The organism is Streptomyces filamentosus (assembly GCF_014654895.1).
Taxonomy (GTDB): Bacteria; Actinomycetota; Actinomycetes; order Streptomycetales; family Streptomycetaceae; genus Streptomyces; species Streptomyces filamentosus.
On sequence record NZ_BNBE01000002.1, the window covers coordinates 1,482,214 to 1,498,348 of the forward strand.

The window sequence follows — 16,135 nt, forward strand, 5'->3', positions numbered from 1 at the left end:
GATCAGTCGGACTCTGCGCCGGCGACGGCATCGGTGACGTTGTCCGTGACGGACATCTGGACGGCGGCCTTCGCGCCCGCTCGCCTCTTGGGCGCGGCTGCCTTCTTCGCGCCTCCGCGGGTGGTCGCGGCCGGGCGCCAGGCCCGCAGAGCGTCGTCGGTCAGCCCGAGCTCGCCCTGCTTCTGCTGCCGGAATGCCAGGATCTCGCCGGCCGGCGACGCCCCGAACTCCGGGTCGTACTCGCCATGCCACTGCTCCAGCCACGGCTGCAGCTCAAGCAGCCCGGCCAGGTACGGCACGAGGTCGTCCTCGCCGAGCCCGGCCTGCTGGATATGGGAGGCGAGCGCGAGGGCCTGCTCCAAGTGGTCCCAGCCGGCCCACCCATAAAGCTCCGGCGACTGCGCGTTAACCGTGCCGTACGACACGAACCGCTCCTTGGGCACGTCGAGCTTGCCTCGCGCACGCCAGTAGCTCGGCTTGAGGAAGTCCGCCGAGGAGTACTTCTGCGGCACAGGCGTCCGCTCACGGACCTTCCGCTTGGCGGGCTCATCAGGCGCGGCGTCCTCCTCCCGCTGCAGCTCCCATACCTGTACCCAGTCGGCACGCTTCTTGAGCCCGGCCGGCTTGTACCGCAGCGCGGACACGAACGGCACGTGCTCCTCCGACAACAGCTCCCGTACGGTCCTCGCAAGGTCCTGTCGAGGCGCGTACAGCTCGGCCACGGACGTGAAATCCTCGTCGGCGGACAGACTCTCGGCAAGGCGGGCGAGTGTGGAGACCGTGGGGTTGCCGTTGGCGTCGAACCAGTGCGCGCGGTCCTCGACCCGATTGAGCAGCCAGGACTTCAACGCTTTCTGCCGCATCGCGTCCCAACCATCGGTAGACCAGCGCCGCTTGTACTCCGGACGCTCCAACATGCCGATGGCACGGTTCGACTCAATGGCCTGGATTCGCCTCTGCACGAGTGCCCGGTACTCAGCTGGCCAGTGCGAGGGGATCTCCCGGATCGGCGTGGACCCGTGCCGCTTGAACCACTCGCCGCTGGCCTCACCAGCGGAAACCCGACGCGCCAGAACGATCTCGAAAGCCCGCTCGCCAAGGGCAAGCCCGGGCACAGCCGTGATGTCAGGCAGGCTGAGATCCTCGGAGTGCAGGCCGTAGTGGAAGTAGACCTGCCAGTCCAGCTCCTCCTGGAGGGCGATCATCCGAGCGCGAATCGAGTCGTAGCGGGCTTGAGCAGCACGGAGGACGGGAGCAAACGGGGTGGCCTCTGCGGCGAGAGAGGCGGGAGTCGTAGCGGCGAGTTTCTGGGCAAGCGAATCGAGCTCCGCAGCGAGTACTACGGGATACTCAGCAGGAAGCGGGAATTCTCCGACCTTACTTCCAGTGAATTCGTAAAAGCGCTCCCACGCCTGCGACTTGTATCCCTCATTGACGCCCTGACTACCCTTGTCATGGCTGACCATCTTGAGCCAGAACCCGGCCGTAGAACTGTTGAGCAGCCCAAGCAGTCGCACGTGGTCCTGCTCCGTCGCCCCATCTCGCAGCTTAATTACGGGCGCGTGGCGATTGAAGACACTCCCACCTCGATTAAGAACAAAGTGGTTATGAGTGGAGACGAATGCAAACATGACCGACAGAGGCGTGGCGTATGCCGATGCCGTAAATTGCATGTAATCCCACCAGTTGAGGCCGGCGGCAGCCATATCTCCCTGGAAGGTGCGCCGCTCCCTGAGGAGGGTCCGGTAAGGCCAGAGTTCCTCTTGGAGCTGTTCCGCTTCCAATCCCTCCGCGTACGGAAACCAAATGGATTCCTCTGCCGCAGCATGCCAATCCCGAACGACATCACCAGTCAGAAAGGGAAAGAGACCCGACCTGTCGGCCCTGGTCTGGTATGTCCGACGACTCGGTCTAACATAGGCACTATCTGCGCCTACGCGGACGGCGCGACCAATACCAGGGTCAATGACATTCGCCAGCGACTTTCCGGTTGCCGCTGACAGGGCTTCGACCAACTCCAGTCCACCATCGGCCAGAATCCACGGCTGCTTGCCGAAGTAGCGTCTACGTTCCAGGTTGTCCACGGAGATCCACTGGCTTACGCTCCCGGGCCGGTCGATCTGTTCTACGATCGCCCGCCAGACCAGTCCTTCTGCCGCATCATCTGGGGCCGCAGGTTCCCCTTGTACGCTCCGCACCGTTCGAATTGTGGTCTGTCTCTTCGAACCGTCCCTCGGCCGCCCCACGAGGATTACGGTCGGCGTCCCGTGCCCTGGAATGTAAGCTCCCGAGGTGTCAACGACCTCAGTGAGTTCCACCCTGTGCGCAAAGTACTCCTCGATGAGCCTGGTTCCGAATTCGCGCTTCATAAAGGAGTTTGCCGTGATCTGGCCGACCATGCCGTAGCCGTTGCCGTCGGCACCGCCCCGCTTAGCCAGCTCGAAAAATCTTTGAGCGAACGGCACAGACAGTGCGTATGTTCCCGCGCAGGCATCGTAGAGCCGCCGGTACAGCTCGTTGAGCTTCTTGTCCTTGACCGTGATGTACGGCGGATTTCCCACTACCAGGTGGTACCGTCCCTCTTCCAGGATCCTAGGGTATTCGTGGACGTCCTCAGTCGCGTACGAGAAGTCGGCGAGCGGGTCACCGATTGCAGTTTCCTCTCCCACACCTCCAAGCCCCAACTGCAATTCGAGCTGGCGGTCCTTGATGAGGGAGTCGCCCACCGCGAGCTGGATGGGCCACTCATAGCGCCTTGCATCTTCGAAGGTCCGCATGCCGCTCGCGGCCATCGCTGCCACCAGGAGTCGGAAACGGGCCACGGCGACCGCAAACGGATTTAGGTCAACGCCGTGCACCGAATCGAGAGCGGCACGAACACGCTCGTACGATCCGATCTCAGGCCGCTGATCGGCCCACATCCGCACCAGCCGTCGAAATACGCCGAGGACGAAGTGGCCGGATCCGCAGGTCGGGTCAATCATCTTCAGTTCTTCGAAGCCGAATTCCCGTACTGCCGGGGTCATCGTGCGGTCGAGGATGAACTCCTCCACGAACTCCGGTGTCTGCAGCAGCGCGTACGTCTTGCGGGCCGCCTCACTCAGGAACTGGTACAAGTCACCTAGGAACCGGGTGTCCCAGCCCTCGGTGCCGTCCTCGCTCAGCGGGTCGCTGAAGTCGTGCACGAGGACCGGGCCGCTCTCCCCCTCGTTCCCGCCATCTGCCCCGGCCTGCTGCTCCCGCCAGAACGCGATGAGTGCACCCGCCCCGTCGTGCGAAAGCGGGATCTGATAGAGCGGGTTGTGGTCGCGGTCGAAGAGCAGTCGGCCGGCCTGCCCGGCGCCCAGCTCTGCGAACGCCGTCTCCAGCCAGCCTCGGTACGTCGGGTCGGCGTCCTTCTCCAGGTACTCCTCGTACCGCGCCTGAGCGGTCTCGCGCCCCGCCACATCCGGGGCGGCGATGTACGGCTCAGCGATCAGCCGGTTGTCCTCGCTGAAGCGGACGAAGACGGTGCCGAGGACCCAGGCCACCGCAACCTGAGTGATCCGCTCCCCGAGCCAGGCGTTCCACGTCGCCGCCGTACGGCCCAGCTTCCGGGCCTGCTCATACTCACCGCGCAGCCGCGCCCCAACCTCAGGGACAGCTTTGACCTGCTGCTCAAGGTCGGTCTCTGCCGCCTTGACCTGCTTCTGCAGGTCGGCGAGGAGGCTCTTGCGGTCGATCACGGAACGGCTCCTGTGGAGAATCGGAGAGGGCGGAAGAAGGCCGGTTCAGGTAGAGAAGAGGGTCAGGCGTCCGGTGCGAGGTGTTTGCGCGCGACCCAGGCATCGGGCACGACGATCCACTCGTCGAACCCTGCCTGGTACGGCACGCTCTGCCCGGCCAGCCGCGGTGCCTTCGCCGGGTCGGACTGGGCGACGAGCAGCCACAGCGGGCTGCCACCTTGCCGCGCTTCCTCCGCGAGCCTTACGAGCAGGTCCAGCGCGTCGTACCGGGCGAGCACCGCAGTGTCGGTAAGGAGCAGCGGTCCCCGCCCCTGCCGCAGTCGCTCTCGCAGCTGCGGCTCGATGCGCCCCCACGCCTTGTCTGTACGGATGCGCAGCTGCTGGTGAGCCCGGCTTCCGGGTTCGGCAGCGTCGGCCTTGAGGACGGTCTCCCAGGTCGGTCTGGCCGCCTCGCCGATCACACTGCGCAGTTCGTTCACGAAAAGCCCGGTCAATGACACCGGCCGCACACCGTACGGCTCGTCTGCCAGGTGGCGCACCGCGTTCTCAGCACCCCGGTGGGGCACCGTCAGGACCCGGAAGCCGTCCTGTCGCGCCGAGTGCCTGAGTCGCTGTTCGGCCTTGACCGCGGCTGCGACGGCCGCGTCCGCGTCGTACTGGGTGGGGGCGGATCTACGGGCCGCCGAGGCTCTCCAGCTCGCCGAGGTCAGGCCGGCTGTGGCGTCCCCGGCCGGACGGTCCGGGATGAGACGGAGCACCTTGTCGTAGCGCGTCGCCAGCTTCAGCTCGAAGCCCGCCTGCTTCAGGTAGCGGACCAGTGCGCTGCCGGTGGGCAACTCGCGTGGCACCAACGAGTCTGTGCCCAGGTCAGGGAAGCGGGTCGTGACTCGCTTGTGCAGGGCGTCAACCGTGAGGCCAGGCAGTCGCTCCTCCTCGACGCTCGGCTGCACGGCGACCACACCGGCCTGGGTGATCCTCAGCGCTCGCACCAGGTCCAGGTCGCGCGGGTAGATCTCCAGTCGGGGGGTGAGAGCGGCTCGGGTGGATGCTGCCACCGCGATCTCGGCGGTGCGCCGCTCGTCCCAGCCCAGGTTTCCCGGCGGCCGTCGCACCGCGTCCAGCTCGGTAAGAACGGTGCTGGCCGTCGGCAGAGATTCCAGGTCCGCGAGCCGGTCGGCCCGCGCGCCCAGGTTGAGCGCGTATTCCTGCAGAGCGGGCAGCGTCGGCGTGTCCGGGCCGTCCACGCCCTCTCGGACATCGAGGGCGAGCAGGCCCAGCACCGGATCGGCACCCTTAGGCATCCGGGCATGAAAGTAGCGGAAGAGCGGCGGGGCCTCGTTGTTGTAGCTCTCTCGCTCGACCACCGCACGCAGCAGCGACAGGGCGAGCGCGCGCCGGTCGCGCCGCTCCACGTGCTGGGTGCCGCGCCGGGCGATCAGCGCGTCGGCGAGCTCGATCACCGGGGCCACCCGTCCGCGCTCAGCCAGGAGCTCCACCACCTCCTCGCGCAGCAGCCCAAGGGCGATGTCCTCGTACCAGCGCTCGCGCGCCTTCTTCACGATCTGCGGGATACGGCCCGCGGTCAGGCCCACCGCGCCAGCGACGTCCCGCTGCCGAACCCATGCCAGGCCCTCGGGCAGCTTGCCGGCCTCGTTGGGCAGCCGCAGCAGCAGCCGGACCGCTTCGCGCTCCTTGGCGTTGGAGCGGGCACTGCCGCTGGATGGCTTCGGGACCAGGCGAGCGGCCAGCGCGTCCAGGCTCAGCGCGCCCAGCAGCTGCGGGTCAGTGACATTTCCACCGCCGGCGGCGACTGATTCGGCGACCGCCTGTTCCAGCTCGGTGATTTCCTGGCCGGCTGCCTTGCGGGCTTCCGCGCTGAGTGGTGCGGGGGCCGCTTTGCCGAGTCGGAGGTTCCACTCCTTCTGCCGGCGCTGGATCTCCTCCCGGGTGCGCGAGCCCATGCCGGGCGCGGTGAGGAACTTCCTCACCGAGTACTCCAGTACGTCCCCGACGGTGTTCAGTCCCATGGCGAACAGCTGGGACTGCGCGGAGAGCGTCAGACCTGCCACGGACAGAGGCGTCGTGCGGTCAGCCCTCGCCGCCTGCTGGTCACGGACCTGCTCGGCGGAGGCATCGTCGTCCTCGCGTCCGATCTGTGGCCGGGCTTCTTGCGTGGTACCTACGCTTTCCGCCGTACCGTGCCCGGAGCTCGGAGCCGTTGTCCGCTGCGCATCCAGGAAGATTGCCTGCCAAGCACGCTCCATAGGCTTCAGGTCCGAAAACCGGTCCTTCACGTCCCGCGCCAGAGCCTTGCGGAAGAAGGCGACCAGGCCGTCGCGAACAGCCGGCTCGAAGGCGTCGGCGGCGAGCTGCGGGTACGGCCACTCCTTCGGATCGGTCTGCCGGGCTGTGACGGCACCGTCGCCCCATCGGGGCAGTTCGTTCGACGCCATCTCGTGCAATGTCGCCGCGAGCGCGTACCGCTCGGCATGACCGTCGTACGAGCCGCGCGTGATGATGCCCAAGAACGGGTCGAGGTAGCCCTCGGTGCCCGCATCGATCTCCTTCGCCGGGTAGCCAGCGAGCGAGAAGTCGATCAGCACCAGCTGTCGAGTGCCGTTGGGACGGATCCGGATTGCGATGTTGTCCGGCTTCAGGTCCCGATGCCAGATTCCTTCCGCCTCCAAGTGCTCCACCGCGCCGAAGAGGTACTTCCCGTACGCCTCCAGCTGGTCCATGCCCAGGCGGCCGTTGTCCCGCAGCTGTCGGGCGACGGTGTCCTCACGCCGCCTCGGTCCCTTCCCGTCACCACGGTCCTGGTCCTTCAGCTCTCGGCTGTCGCCGACGTATTCGAGAGCGAGCACGCGACGTCCGGCGAGAGTGATCGGCTCCCGCTCGTAGAGCGCGATGATGCTGGAATCACGGTGGATGCGACCCAAGATCTGGGCCTCCCGGTCGAGGACCGCGTGCTTGGCTTCGCTCAGCGCGACCTTCAGCACAGCCACCGGCAGGGTGCCGCTACGCCGCGGCTCACCAGCGAGATCCCTCGCCAGGAACGCCCGAGAGGTCGAGCCGGTGCCGAGCCGGCGAACAACCTCCCAGCGCCCGGCCAGTACATCCCCGGCCACAGCCTCCAGCGGGTCCTTCTCCGGCTCGCCCCGATCCTCGTCCGCTTCCGATCCCGACCCGCCGTCCCCGCCCGTGCCTGCGGCTGTGGCCGAGCCGACGGAGTCCTTTTCGGTGAATGCCTGCTCGACGTACTCCAGCATCTCCAGGAAGTCGTCGACCGTTGACAGGCGCCGACCCGGTTCGTACGCGGTGGATGCCTCCACCAGGTCGTCGATGTCCGGGTTGAGTCCGTCGACCAAGGCACTCGGGCGCAGGCTCTCACCGGCTTCCAGGCGGGCCATGACGTCGCTCTGGCTTGCGCCTGGTGCCTGCCCGGCGACCAGCAGATACGTGAGGACGCCGAGCCCGTACACATCGAGGCGCACCGGATCGGCCTTGGGAATCCTCAGCTCCGGCGCCAGATAGGGATCAGCCTGCTCCGAGACGTGGAACCCGGACACATTTGTAGGAGCCAGGGTCAGTGGCCGGCCACGGCTGGCGCTCTGGCCTGTAGCGATCTGCCAGTCCGCGATCTGCGGCCAAGGGCTCAGCCAGCGCTGCTCCTCGCTGAGCTCCCGCCCGCGCGGGCCGCGATCCCGCGGAATGATGTGCACCGCGTGCGCCGACAGCGTGCGGTGATGGAAACGGCGTGAGTGCGCGGAGCGCACCGTCTCCGCGAGCTGCCGTACGAGCGCAAGGCGACCCCGCAGGTCCAGCTGCTTCCCGTGCTGCACCAGAAAGTCGTCCAGCCGCAGAGTCTCCGGGTGGTAGTCGAACAGGATCGTCGGCCCAGCCGGATGCCCTGACGGCAGGTAACTCTTCAGCTGTACCGCACCCGGGTGCCGGAACCGGCTGAGCACCAGCGCCTCGCGGGCAGCGGCCTGCTCCACCGAACGCCGCTCGGCGTCCGAAGCACCGCGCTCGCTGAGGAAGACGCGCACTCGCGCCAGATCATGCAGCTGGGAGTGACGCCCCAGGTAGTCGGCCCAGGTGGGCCCGGAGTCGAACGCCTTCGCGTCCAGGAGATAGGAGCCCACCTCATGCTGGCGGCGGATCGGTGCGATGCCGAGCTTCTTCAGGGCCGCGCCGACGCGGCGGGACGTCTCTGCCGTTATCCGGCGCCGGGCGTCACCCGGCGGTTCGGCCAGCATTTCCACGAGCTGCTTGACCGTGAACACGCCGTTCAGATCGGCAGCCGGCAGGTTCAAGCGGAGCTTGTCATCGGTGAAGCAGACCGCCTCGCCCACCCAGATCTTCGGCCGGTCCCCGGGCCGACCAGAGACGTCGTTGATCAGGCCGGCCAGTTCCTTGGCCTTCCGATTCGCCAGGTGCAGGGGGTTGCCGTGCCGCCGCTGGGTCCCTCCAGGCGTGGTCTGCACCCAGTCGTTGCCGCCGCCGTGTACCGAACCGTGCCAGTCCTTCAGCTCGAGGAGGAAGACCCCGGCCGGTGCGGTCACCAGAAGATCGACTTCGCGGACATGGCCACTGTTCGCGGTGAACGTGAAGTTCGACCAGGCGCGCCACGGCTCCTCGTCCGGCATACGCCTGCGGATCGCTTCCAGGCCGCGGCGCTCGTGCTCGTGCTCGGACTCGGTGACCGTCGTCCACCGATCTTCCAGCATGCGACTCCCCGCCTGTGTCCGTTTGCACATATTTGCGCGTACCGCGACCCTGCCGCCGTCCGCAGAAACGTCGGGCTGCCCCCGCTGGATGAATCTTAGAGGGCAGGACTGACAACAAGAGGGGGAGTGGGGTTCCTGAAGATCTTTACCTTCGAGCGTGATCACCGGGTTCCCGCTGGTCAGATACAGATTCGGCCATCGCATGTCAGTGATGGCCCCGCGCTGCCGCTTGCGTGAGGGCGCAGGAAGCCGCCGGTGGGGGGCTACGGCAGGAGCGCCGTTTCCATGCATCACTGATCTCCCGCTGCGCCGTTGCCAGCCGGAGCCGAGACGAAGTACAGCCTTGGCCAGGCTTGTGCGGGCCAAGCGCCGGGCAGAGAGCTCGCATGGGTGATCTGACCGAGGAATGGGCGACGCAGGTCGCGGAGGCCGAGCTCAGCAGCACGCTTCCGCGGAGGTGGGCGCACACACAGGGAGTGGCCAAGCGCGCAGTCGAAGTAAGTCAGGTTCTCGGCCAGGACGCCGGCCTCCTCGTTGCTGCCGCCACGCTGCACGACGTCGGGTACGCGCCGCGGCTGGCCATAACGGGGTTCCACCCACTAGACGGAGCGCGGTTCCTTCGGGGCGAGCACGGGGCCGACGCGAGGCTGACGCGGCTGGTTGCCAACCACTCGTTCGCGCTCATGGAGGCTGAGGAGCGAGGGCTCCGGCAGGAGCTCGCGACCGAGTTCCCCTTGCTGGAGGAGCCGCTGCTGGTGGACGCGCTCGTGTACTGCGACATGACGACGACCCCCGACGGCGGACGGACCACCGCCGAGGAGCGGGTCGCGGAGATCCTTGGCCGCTACGGGGATGACAGCGTGGTCGGGCGGTTCATCCGCCGCGCGGCGCCGAAGATCTTCGGCGCCGCGGGGCGAGTGGAGGCCGCGCTGGCGGCTCAGCCGAGGTAGGGGTAGGTACCGGCGAGGTAGTCGCCGATCTGCTGGCGCATGCTGGCGTGGATGTCGTACCGGTCGAGGTCGGCCGGCTGGACGAAGCGGACACCGTCGGCCTCGTCGTTGACTGTCGGCTCGCCGCCGACGGGGCGGCCGATGTAGGTGTTCTCGTACTGCTGGCGGATCTCACCGTCGGTGTACGCCACGATGTGGTTCGGGTTGGTATAGACGCCGAGGAAGCCGATGATCTCGGCGACGATCCCCGTCTCCTCCAGGCACTCGCGTACCGCACACTCGGCGGCGGTCTCGCCAATGTCCTGGGCGCCGCCGGGCAGTGCCCACTGCCCGGTGTCACGGCGGCGCTGGAGCAGGATGGCGCCACTGTCATCGACGACCAGCAGGTTGCTGGCGGGGATGAGGGTGTTGGCCTTGGGAGCGTTCGGGTCGTTGTAGTACTCAGTCCTGCCCATGTGCGGCGGTCCCCTCCTGGTCGGGTGTCCACGGCCGTGCGCCGGCCCAGACGGCATCGAAACTCTGAGCGTAGTTGTCGAACCAGCCGCCTTCGGTGCCCTGTCTGAGGTGGAGCAGCGGGTTGGCGCTGGCCGGGCGTCCCCATACGTGTGGGTTGACCAGCAGGTTCTCGTCGTAGAGGAAGAGCGAGGTGTACAGGGTGGTGTCGTGCAGTCGGACCTCGCACCCCGGCTTGCCCAGAAGGGGACGGTAGTAGGTCAGGGAGGCGCGGATCTTCGCCGCGAGCGTGTCGCCGATCCCTTCCTCCCGGCCCCGTACTGCGACCGCCCCGCCGTTGGGGTCGCCGAAGCACAGTCGTACACGGACGCCGGCTTGCGCGCGCTCGGCGAGCATCCGGGCCACGTCGGGGTTGGACTGGGCGAAGAAGGTGCCCGAGAACACGAGGACGCTGATCTCCTTCTGTGCTCCCCGAAGCAGTGAGATCCACATCTCCCGAGGCACGCTCGCCCGGTTCAGGTAGGTGCCGACGAGTTCACCGTCGGAAGCCGGCGCGGCCCGCGTCGCCCGGGACTGCTGCGGGGGCCAGAGGAAGGACTCCTCGACGCGCAGGTATTGGGCCGCGGTGAATCGGTGGCGCCGGTGAGGGACGCGCCCGCCGAGCCAGCGACCTACCGTCTTGGGGTCCACTTCGCAGATCTCGGCGAGCGACTCGATCGAGACGCCCCGCTGGGCGAGTACGGAATGCAGTCGCTCGTTCACGCTGGTCATGCAAGCCTGAGCTGGGGAGGCAGGGCAAGGACGTATTGGGACGTCCTTACCGGGCCGCTCTCCACCGTCTCCCTACGCTGGCGCCATGCAGCTCATTGTTCTGTGGGACATCGACCACACACTCATCGAGAACGCCGGGGTGAGCAAGGAGATCTACGCGACCGCGTTCTCCCTCCTCGCGGGGAAGGATCCGGACGGGCCAGCACGGACGGAGGGCCGTACAGATCGCCTGATCATGCGGGAGCTGCTTGTCCGGCACGGTGTCCCCGTGCCGAACTGGGCCGTCGTGGAAGCGGCTCTCACCAAGGCCGGGGAAGGGCGCGAGGAGGATCTGCGCCGTCGCGGGAGCGCCCTGCCTGGGGTGCAGGAGGCACTCGCTGCAGCGGCTGACCGACCTGGCTGGATCTCGTCCGTTCTGACGGGGAACATCGCGGCCAACGCCGTCGTGAAGCTTTCCGCCTTCGGGCTCGACACGCTCCTCGACTTGTCCGTGGGCGCGTACGGCGCCGACGCGGATCTGCGACCGGACCTCGTGGAAGTAGCTCACGAGCGGGCGCGCCGGCTCCGAGGGGTTAGCGAGGACGTTCCGGTGGTGCTCGTAGGTGACACGCCTCGGGACGTCGAAGCCGCGCTCACGACCGGCTCGCAGGTCATCGCGGTCGCGTCCGGCATCCACAGCGAAGCCGAGCTGCGAGCGGCGGGGGCCTCGGTGGTCCTGAGGGACCTGTCCGAGACCTCTCGGGTGCTGGATTTGCTGGAGCGCGCCACGCGACGGTGAAACGTCCCAGGACGTCCTGCCTGGCGTCCGCAGACGCGGTGACGGTGTCCCCTTCTCCTCTCCCATCATCTGTCTCAGCACGGATCGCAATCCTGTGATCGCTCGAACGGGTGGTCGCTCGCCTCACGATGGGAGAAGGGGGCCATGAAGCGCGAGTACGAAGTCCGGTTTCTGGATATCGACGCCGCCGAGATCCGCACCAGGCTCAGCCGGGTGGAGGCCGTCCAGAGGTTCCCCTGGGCGCTGCGTACGTGCTGGATCTTCGACGGGGAGGTGCTGGACCCCAGCCTCTGCCTGCGCCTATGCGGTCAGGGCACTCACGTCAGCCTCGCGCTGGGCCCGTCCTGTACCTCCTCGGGGCTCCAAGGCAGCGCTGCCCTCGAGACTTCGGTGTCCGACCGCGTGGCCGCGGTGGAGATCCTTCGCAAGCTGGGTCTGCGCGAGACCCGCTATCAGGAGCACTTCCGCGAGGAGTGGCAGCGGGGCGAAGCCGCGTTCTCGATCGAGGCATGGCCCGACCTCCCCGTGCTCGTCGCGGTCGCCGGCCCCGACGAGCCGTCCGTCCGGCAGGCTTCAGCCTTGATCGGGTTCGACTTCGGCGACGCCCAGCCCGAAAGCATCGAGCAGATCTACCTGACCGCGACCAAGCGCAATGTACTGGTCGAGCCCACCCTCCTCTTCGCCGATACCGCCCATGCCCCTGCGACGTGACCTGGGACGAGAGACAGCAGCCGGGCCCGCCATTGACGGGACGCCCCCATTGGGCGATGGTCTCGGCCACTTGGCCGATAAGCCTTCTATCGCTCAACTGCCTTGCGCGAAACGGGGTTACAGCACCGGTAATCTCGGGCGGGCGAGGCGCGGAGCGCCCGCCATCCGGCCTGCCTGAAAGCTGAAAGGGAATCGATGGCCCAGGATCAGGAGAACACCGTGGAGCGCACGCTCGTCCTTCTCAAGCCCGACACTCTGGTCCGCGGCTTCGGCGGGAAGATCATCGCCCGGTTCGAGGACGCGGCGTTGAAGATCGTCGGCGTCAAGATGAAGCAGATGGACGCCGAGTTCACGCGGCGCCACTACTTCGACCTGGAGGAGCGGCTCGGCCCGGAGGTCTACAACCTCACCGCGACCTTCATGCAGCAGGGCCCCGTCATCGCGCTCGTCCTGGAGGGCTTCGACGCGGTCGCGACCGTACGGAAGATCGTCGGCAGCACGTACCCGAACGAGGCTCCCGCCGGCACCATCCGGGGCGACTTCTCGCACTACAGCCGTGGTGCCAGCGCCGCCTCCGGGAAGGCTGTGGCGAACCTCGTGCACGCCTCGGGCAACAAGGAGGAGGCCGACCAGGAGGTGGCGCTCTGGTTCGACAAGGACGAGCTGCACGACTACCGCACCCTCGCGGAGATCTTCACGTACTGACCCCGGACGAACCGAGGTCACCTCTCGGCAGTCGACGCGTTGAACACCACCCAGCACCAACGTAGGAGAGAAGACCCATGACCATCCCGACCCGCGTCGCCTCCGCAGCCGAGCTGGAGAGCATCTTCCAGCAGGAGTTGGCCACCGACCGCTGGGCCGCGGCGGAGACTGCCTTCGCCCTCGCCATCCGGAACCGCGACACCGGCGACTGGGACAAGTCCCGCGAGTGGGCGAGGCAGTGCCTGACCCTGCTCGCCGGCTTCCCCAGCGACACCGAGGGCGACGTCGCCACCAAGAGGGTGGCCGTCGGCGGCGTCCTCCTGCCGAACTACCTGCACGAGGGCGTCCTGCGCGACCGCTTCGGCGACTTCGACTGACGTACGTCCCGGCGGCGGTGCGGCACCCGGTGACGGGCCGCACCCCGTCGGCCGCTGACCAACCACACATCACATCCAACCGAGCCAGCCCCATGCGCGGGGCGGCTCGGGCGGATCCCCCATGCCTGATTCCAGAAGGGAGCCCCTGTGGCCATCGAGATCGAGATGCGCGCCCGGTTCGACAAGGAGACGTACAAGAAGCTCCTCGCCCGCCTCACGGCGGAGGCCGAGGACCTCGGCTGCGACGACAAGAACATCTACTTCTACGTGCTGCCCGACCAGCTGCTGAAGGTCACCGACAACACGGCCGCCGGTTCCGCGAAGATCACGCTCAAGGCCAGCAAGATCGGCCAGGGCGCCGCCTTCCCCGAGACGGAGTTCACCATCGCCCGGGACGACGTACCCGCCGCCGTGCGGATCTTCAACGCCCTCGGCTTCGAGGACACCATGCACCAGGCGTTCAACCAGCGGCACAACTTCCGCTTCCGCGGGGTCGAGATCGCCGTGAAGTGGAGCGAGGCGTGGGGGCACCACGCCGAGTTCGAGGTCCTCCTCGACGAGGGTGCCGGCGCCACCGCCCAGGAGGAGGCCACCGCCCGCATCCGCAGTGTCGCCGACGAGCTCGGCATCCATCTGATGACCGAACAGGAGCTCGCCGACTTCACGGCCGCCTTCGAGGCCGCCGAGCAGGAGCGCAGGGAGAAGGAGGCGGCGACCGCCGCCACCGCCAGCTAGGCATCCGCTGTCGCAGACCACCATGAGGAGGTGGGCCCGATGAGCACGACCCTGCCGGCCGACAGTCTGGTCGAGCTGGCCGCGCGCAAGCAGCTCCCGCACCACCAGTACACCGATCCCGCCACCGTCCGCTGGATCGCCGCCAACCGGCCGGACCTCCCCGACGGCCCGCCTCCTCCCACCCTGAGACCGAGCTCGCGACAGCTCGTGACCTGCGCGGCCCTGCCCGCCGACTGGCTGGCCGAGGCCAGGTGCCACGACTCCCTCCACGGCATCCGGCACGCCGTCCGCACAGCCGCCATGGCCGCCCTCCTCGCCGAGGCCACCGACCTGGGCGAGGACGACACCGCCACCCTCGTCCTGGCCGCCGCGGTCCATGACTGCCGCCGGCTCCACGACAAGGACGACGCCGGCCACGGCGCCCGCGCCGCCATCTGGCTCACGGACAACGCCGGCACGGTCTGGGACCACTTCGGCCTCACCGCGACGCCGAGCCGCCTCACCGCCGCCGGCACGGCCGTCCGGCTCCACGACCTGCCGTACGAGCACTTCTCGCCGGACGACCACGCCGACCACGCCCGTACTAGGACGATCACCGACCTCCTCAAGGCCGCCGACGCCCTGGACCGATACCGCCTGCCCAAGCTCACCTGGTGGCCCGACCCCGCCCGCGTCCGCTCCAGGGCGTTCACCATCCTCCAGCCCACCGCCTTCGAGCTCGTCGTCCGATCCGAGTCCGCGTGGCTGGCCGGGACCGACAGCGCGGAAGCCGTTCTCACCAGCTTGGCGAGCATGGAGCTGATCGGCTGATGGACTTTCTCGACGCCTATGAGCAGTGGGCCGACGCCCACTCCTTCTTCGACACCACCCTCATCCCCAGCCCCACCGACAGTCAGGACCCGCTCGCCTCGCAGACCGCGTCCTGGGACCAGCGCTTGGCCGACACGCCCAACGGCCGACTCCTGCGGGACAACGCGATGTTCCGGGCTCTGGCGACGGGCAACAAGCTCCACCTGCTCCACGTCACGCACGCTCTGGAGCAGATCAGCGAGCACGGCACGCTGTACCCCTCCGGCGGCTGCCTGGTCGGCAGCGTCTACTGCGCGCCCCTCACCTCCTCCGAGCACGGATTCCGCATGCATAACCTCGGCGAGTACATCCTGACCAAGGAGGCCCCGGCCTTCGTGGCGAAGGCCGGCGCTCCGAAGCGGGAGCCGACCCCGCTGATCTTCGAGGTCTCCCTCCCGCCGCAGGTGTACAGGGGTCTGGCCGGCGTGGACTACCTCCGTCTCGGCTCGATCCATCTGCAGATCTACAGCCGCCTGGAGTACCTGCTCTCCAAGGCCGAGCGCCATCAACTGCGCGAGACGATCGTCAGCCGGATCAAGAACTCCGCGCCCTTGCTCGCCCTGGCGGCTGCCATCGCTCACCAGGGCGCCACGGTCCTGCCGGAAAACTTCCTCCGGCTGCTGGACGAGACGATCCCCCGCTTACCGATACTCGGCTACGTGTACTTCGAGGCACTCGCTGAGTACCTGATGCTGCACTCCACCACGAACGACACGCGCGATCGGGCCGAGCACGGCGAGTTCAACAACTGGCTCTACAAGGACATGTTGTTCGCGTCCTTCCCGGATATGGCCGGCAGGTTCGACCTCGCGAAGTTCCGGCCCTCTCCCACCGGCCTGGACACGCTCCTGGCCCGCATCGACCCGAGCCTCGACGCGCGCCACGCCCGCGCCTACCTGACCGAGCGGATCAGCCACCTCGTCGCGGCCCGCCTCTTCACCCCCGGCCAGATCCCCGAAGCCTGGCACCGCACCCGCTGGGAGTTCGACGGCCTCTCCACCCAGCTCGGACCGCTCCTCGGCCACCTCATCCACCGCGAGCTCCGGACCTTCGGCCGGTACCCGGACTTCTACTTCTACTACGACCAGCACAAGGCGCTCCAGGCGTGGAACTACTGGAACCACATGGACATCATCGCGCCCTTCAACGGCACGATCCCCAAGGGCGAGATCGGCATCAACCCCGCGTACCCGGATCTCGACTACCGCGTCTGGCGGGCGGAGCAAGACGACCACGGACGACTCCACCCCGTCGAGGAACTCGCCCTGACCATCACCCCGCGCCTGGTGGACATCAAGTACACGCTCATGCGCAACAACAGCCGCTGATCCGTGCCGACCTGCACCGCAGA

12 protein-coding genes are annotated in these 16,135 nt (G+C 67.7%); 8 read left to right on the forward strand and 4 right to left on the reverse strand.

Annotated elements, in window-relative coordinates:
* Positions 1-2 precede the first annotated feature (2 nt).
* Positions 3-3,725, reverse strand: coding sequence for a BREX-2 system adenine-specific DNA-methyltransferase PglX (gene pglX, locus IE326_RS25575; RefSeq protein ID WP_190043129.1), 3,723 nt, complete (start codon positions 3,723-3,725; stop codon positions 3-5).
* 62 nt (positions 3,726-3,787) lie between these two features.
* The gene (pglW, locus tag IE326_RS25580; RefSeq protein WP_190043130.1) at positions 3,788-8,455 is read right to left on the reverse strand and encodes a BREX system serine/threonine kinase PglW; all 4,668 of its coding nucleotides are present in this window, start codon (positions 8,453-8,455) and stop codon (positions 3,788-3,790) included.
* 386 nt (positions 8,456-8,841) lie between these two features.
* Between pglW and IE326_RS25585 the strand changes: the two genes are divergently transcribed.
* Complete coding sequence (locus tag IE326_RS25585; RefSeq protein WP_190043131.1) at positions 8,842-9,405, forward strand: HD domain-containing protein; 564 nt, start codon at positions 8,842-8,844, stop codon at positions 9,403-9,405.
* On the opposite strand, the gene IE326_RS25590 is transcribed toward IE326_RS25585, so the two are convergent.
* Both IE326_RS25590 and IE326_RS25595 read right to left on the reverse strand, forming a co-directional pair.
* The gene (locus tag IE326_RS25590; protein WP_190043132.1) at positions 9,393-9,860 is read right to left on the reverse strand and encodes an NUDIX hydrolase; all 468 of its coding nucleotides are present in this window, start codon (positions 9,858-9,860) and stop codon (positions 9,393-9,395) included. The genes IE326_RS25585 and IE326_RS25590 overlap by 13 nt on opposite strands.
* Positions 9,847-10,620, reverse strand: a complete 774-nt coding sequence (locus IE326_RS25595) for a DUF5919 domain-containing protein (protein ID WP_190043133.1) — start codon at positions 10,618-10,620, stop codon at positions 9,847-9,849. Before IE326_RS25595 ends, IE326_RS25590 begins: the two co-directional genes overlap by 14 nt.
* A 94-nt stretch (positions 10,621-10,714) precedes the next feature.
* On the opposite strand from IE326_RS25595, the gene IE326_RS25600 reads away from it, so the two are divergent.
* The 7 genes from IE326_RS25600 to IE326_RS25630 all read left to right on the forward strand — a co-directional run bounded on the left by IE326_RS25600 (position 10,715) and on the right by IE326_RS25630 (position 16,112).
* A complete protein-coding gene (locus IE326_RS25600; RefSeq protein WP_190043134.1) occupies positions 10,715-11,407 on the forward strand; it encodes an HAD family hydrolase in 693 nt (230 codons plus the stop codon).
* Positions 11,408-11,551: 144 nt separating this feature from the next.
* The gene (locus IE326_RS25605; protein ID WP_190043135.1) at positions 11,552-12,118 is read left to right on the forward strand and encodes an adenylyl cyclase; all 567 of its coding nucleotides are present in this window, start codon (positions 11,552-11,554) and stop codon (positions 12,116-12,118) included.
* Positions 12,119-12,313: 195 nt separating this feature from the next.
* Positions 12,314-12,823, forward strand: coding sequence for a nucleoside-diphosphate kinase (locus tag IE326_RS25610; RefSeq protein WP_190043136.1), 510 nt, complete (start codon positions 12,314-12,316; stop codon positions 12,821-12,823).
* Positions 12,824-12,900: 77 nt separating this feature from the next.
* Positions 12,901-13,200 carry a hypothetical protein gene (locus tag IE326_RS25615; protein ID WP_190043137.1) on the forward strand — a complete coding sequence of 100 codons (300 nt, stop codon included), beginning with the start codon at positions 12,901-12,903 and terminating at the stop codon, positions 13,198-13,200.
* Positions 13,201-13,347: 147 nt separating this feature from the next.
* The gene (locus IE326_RS25620) at positions 13,348-13,935 is read left to right on the forward strand and encodes a CYTH domain-containing protein (protein ID WP_190043138.1); all 588 of its coding nucleotides are present in this window, start codon (positions 13,348-13,350) and stop codon (positions 13,933-13,935) included.
* Between the two features lie 39 nt (positions 13,936-13,974).
* Positions 13,975-14,745 carry a hypothetical protein gene (locus tag IE326_RS25625; RefSeq protein WP_190043139.1) on the forward strand — a complete coding sequence of 257 codons (771 nt, stop codon included), beginning with the start codon at positions 13,975-13,977 and terminating at the stop codon, positions 14,743-14,745.
* Complete coding sequence (locus IE326_RS25630) at positions 14,745-16,112, forward strand: hypothetical protein (RefSeq protein ID WP_190043140.1); 1,368 nt, start codon at positions 14,745-14,747, stop codon at positions 16,110-16,112. Before IE326_RS25625 ends, IE326_RS25630 begins: the two co-directional genes overlap by 1 nt.
* Positions 16,113-16,135: the final 23 nt, after the last annotated feature.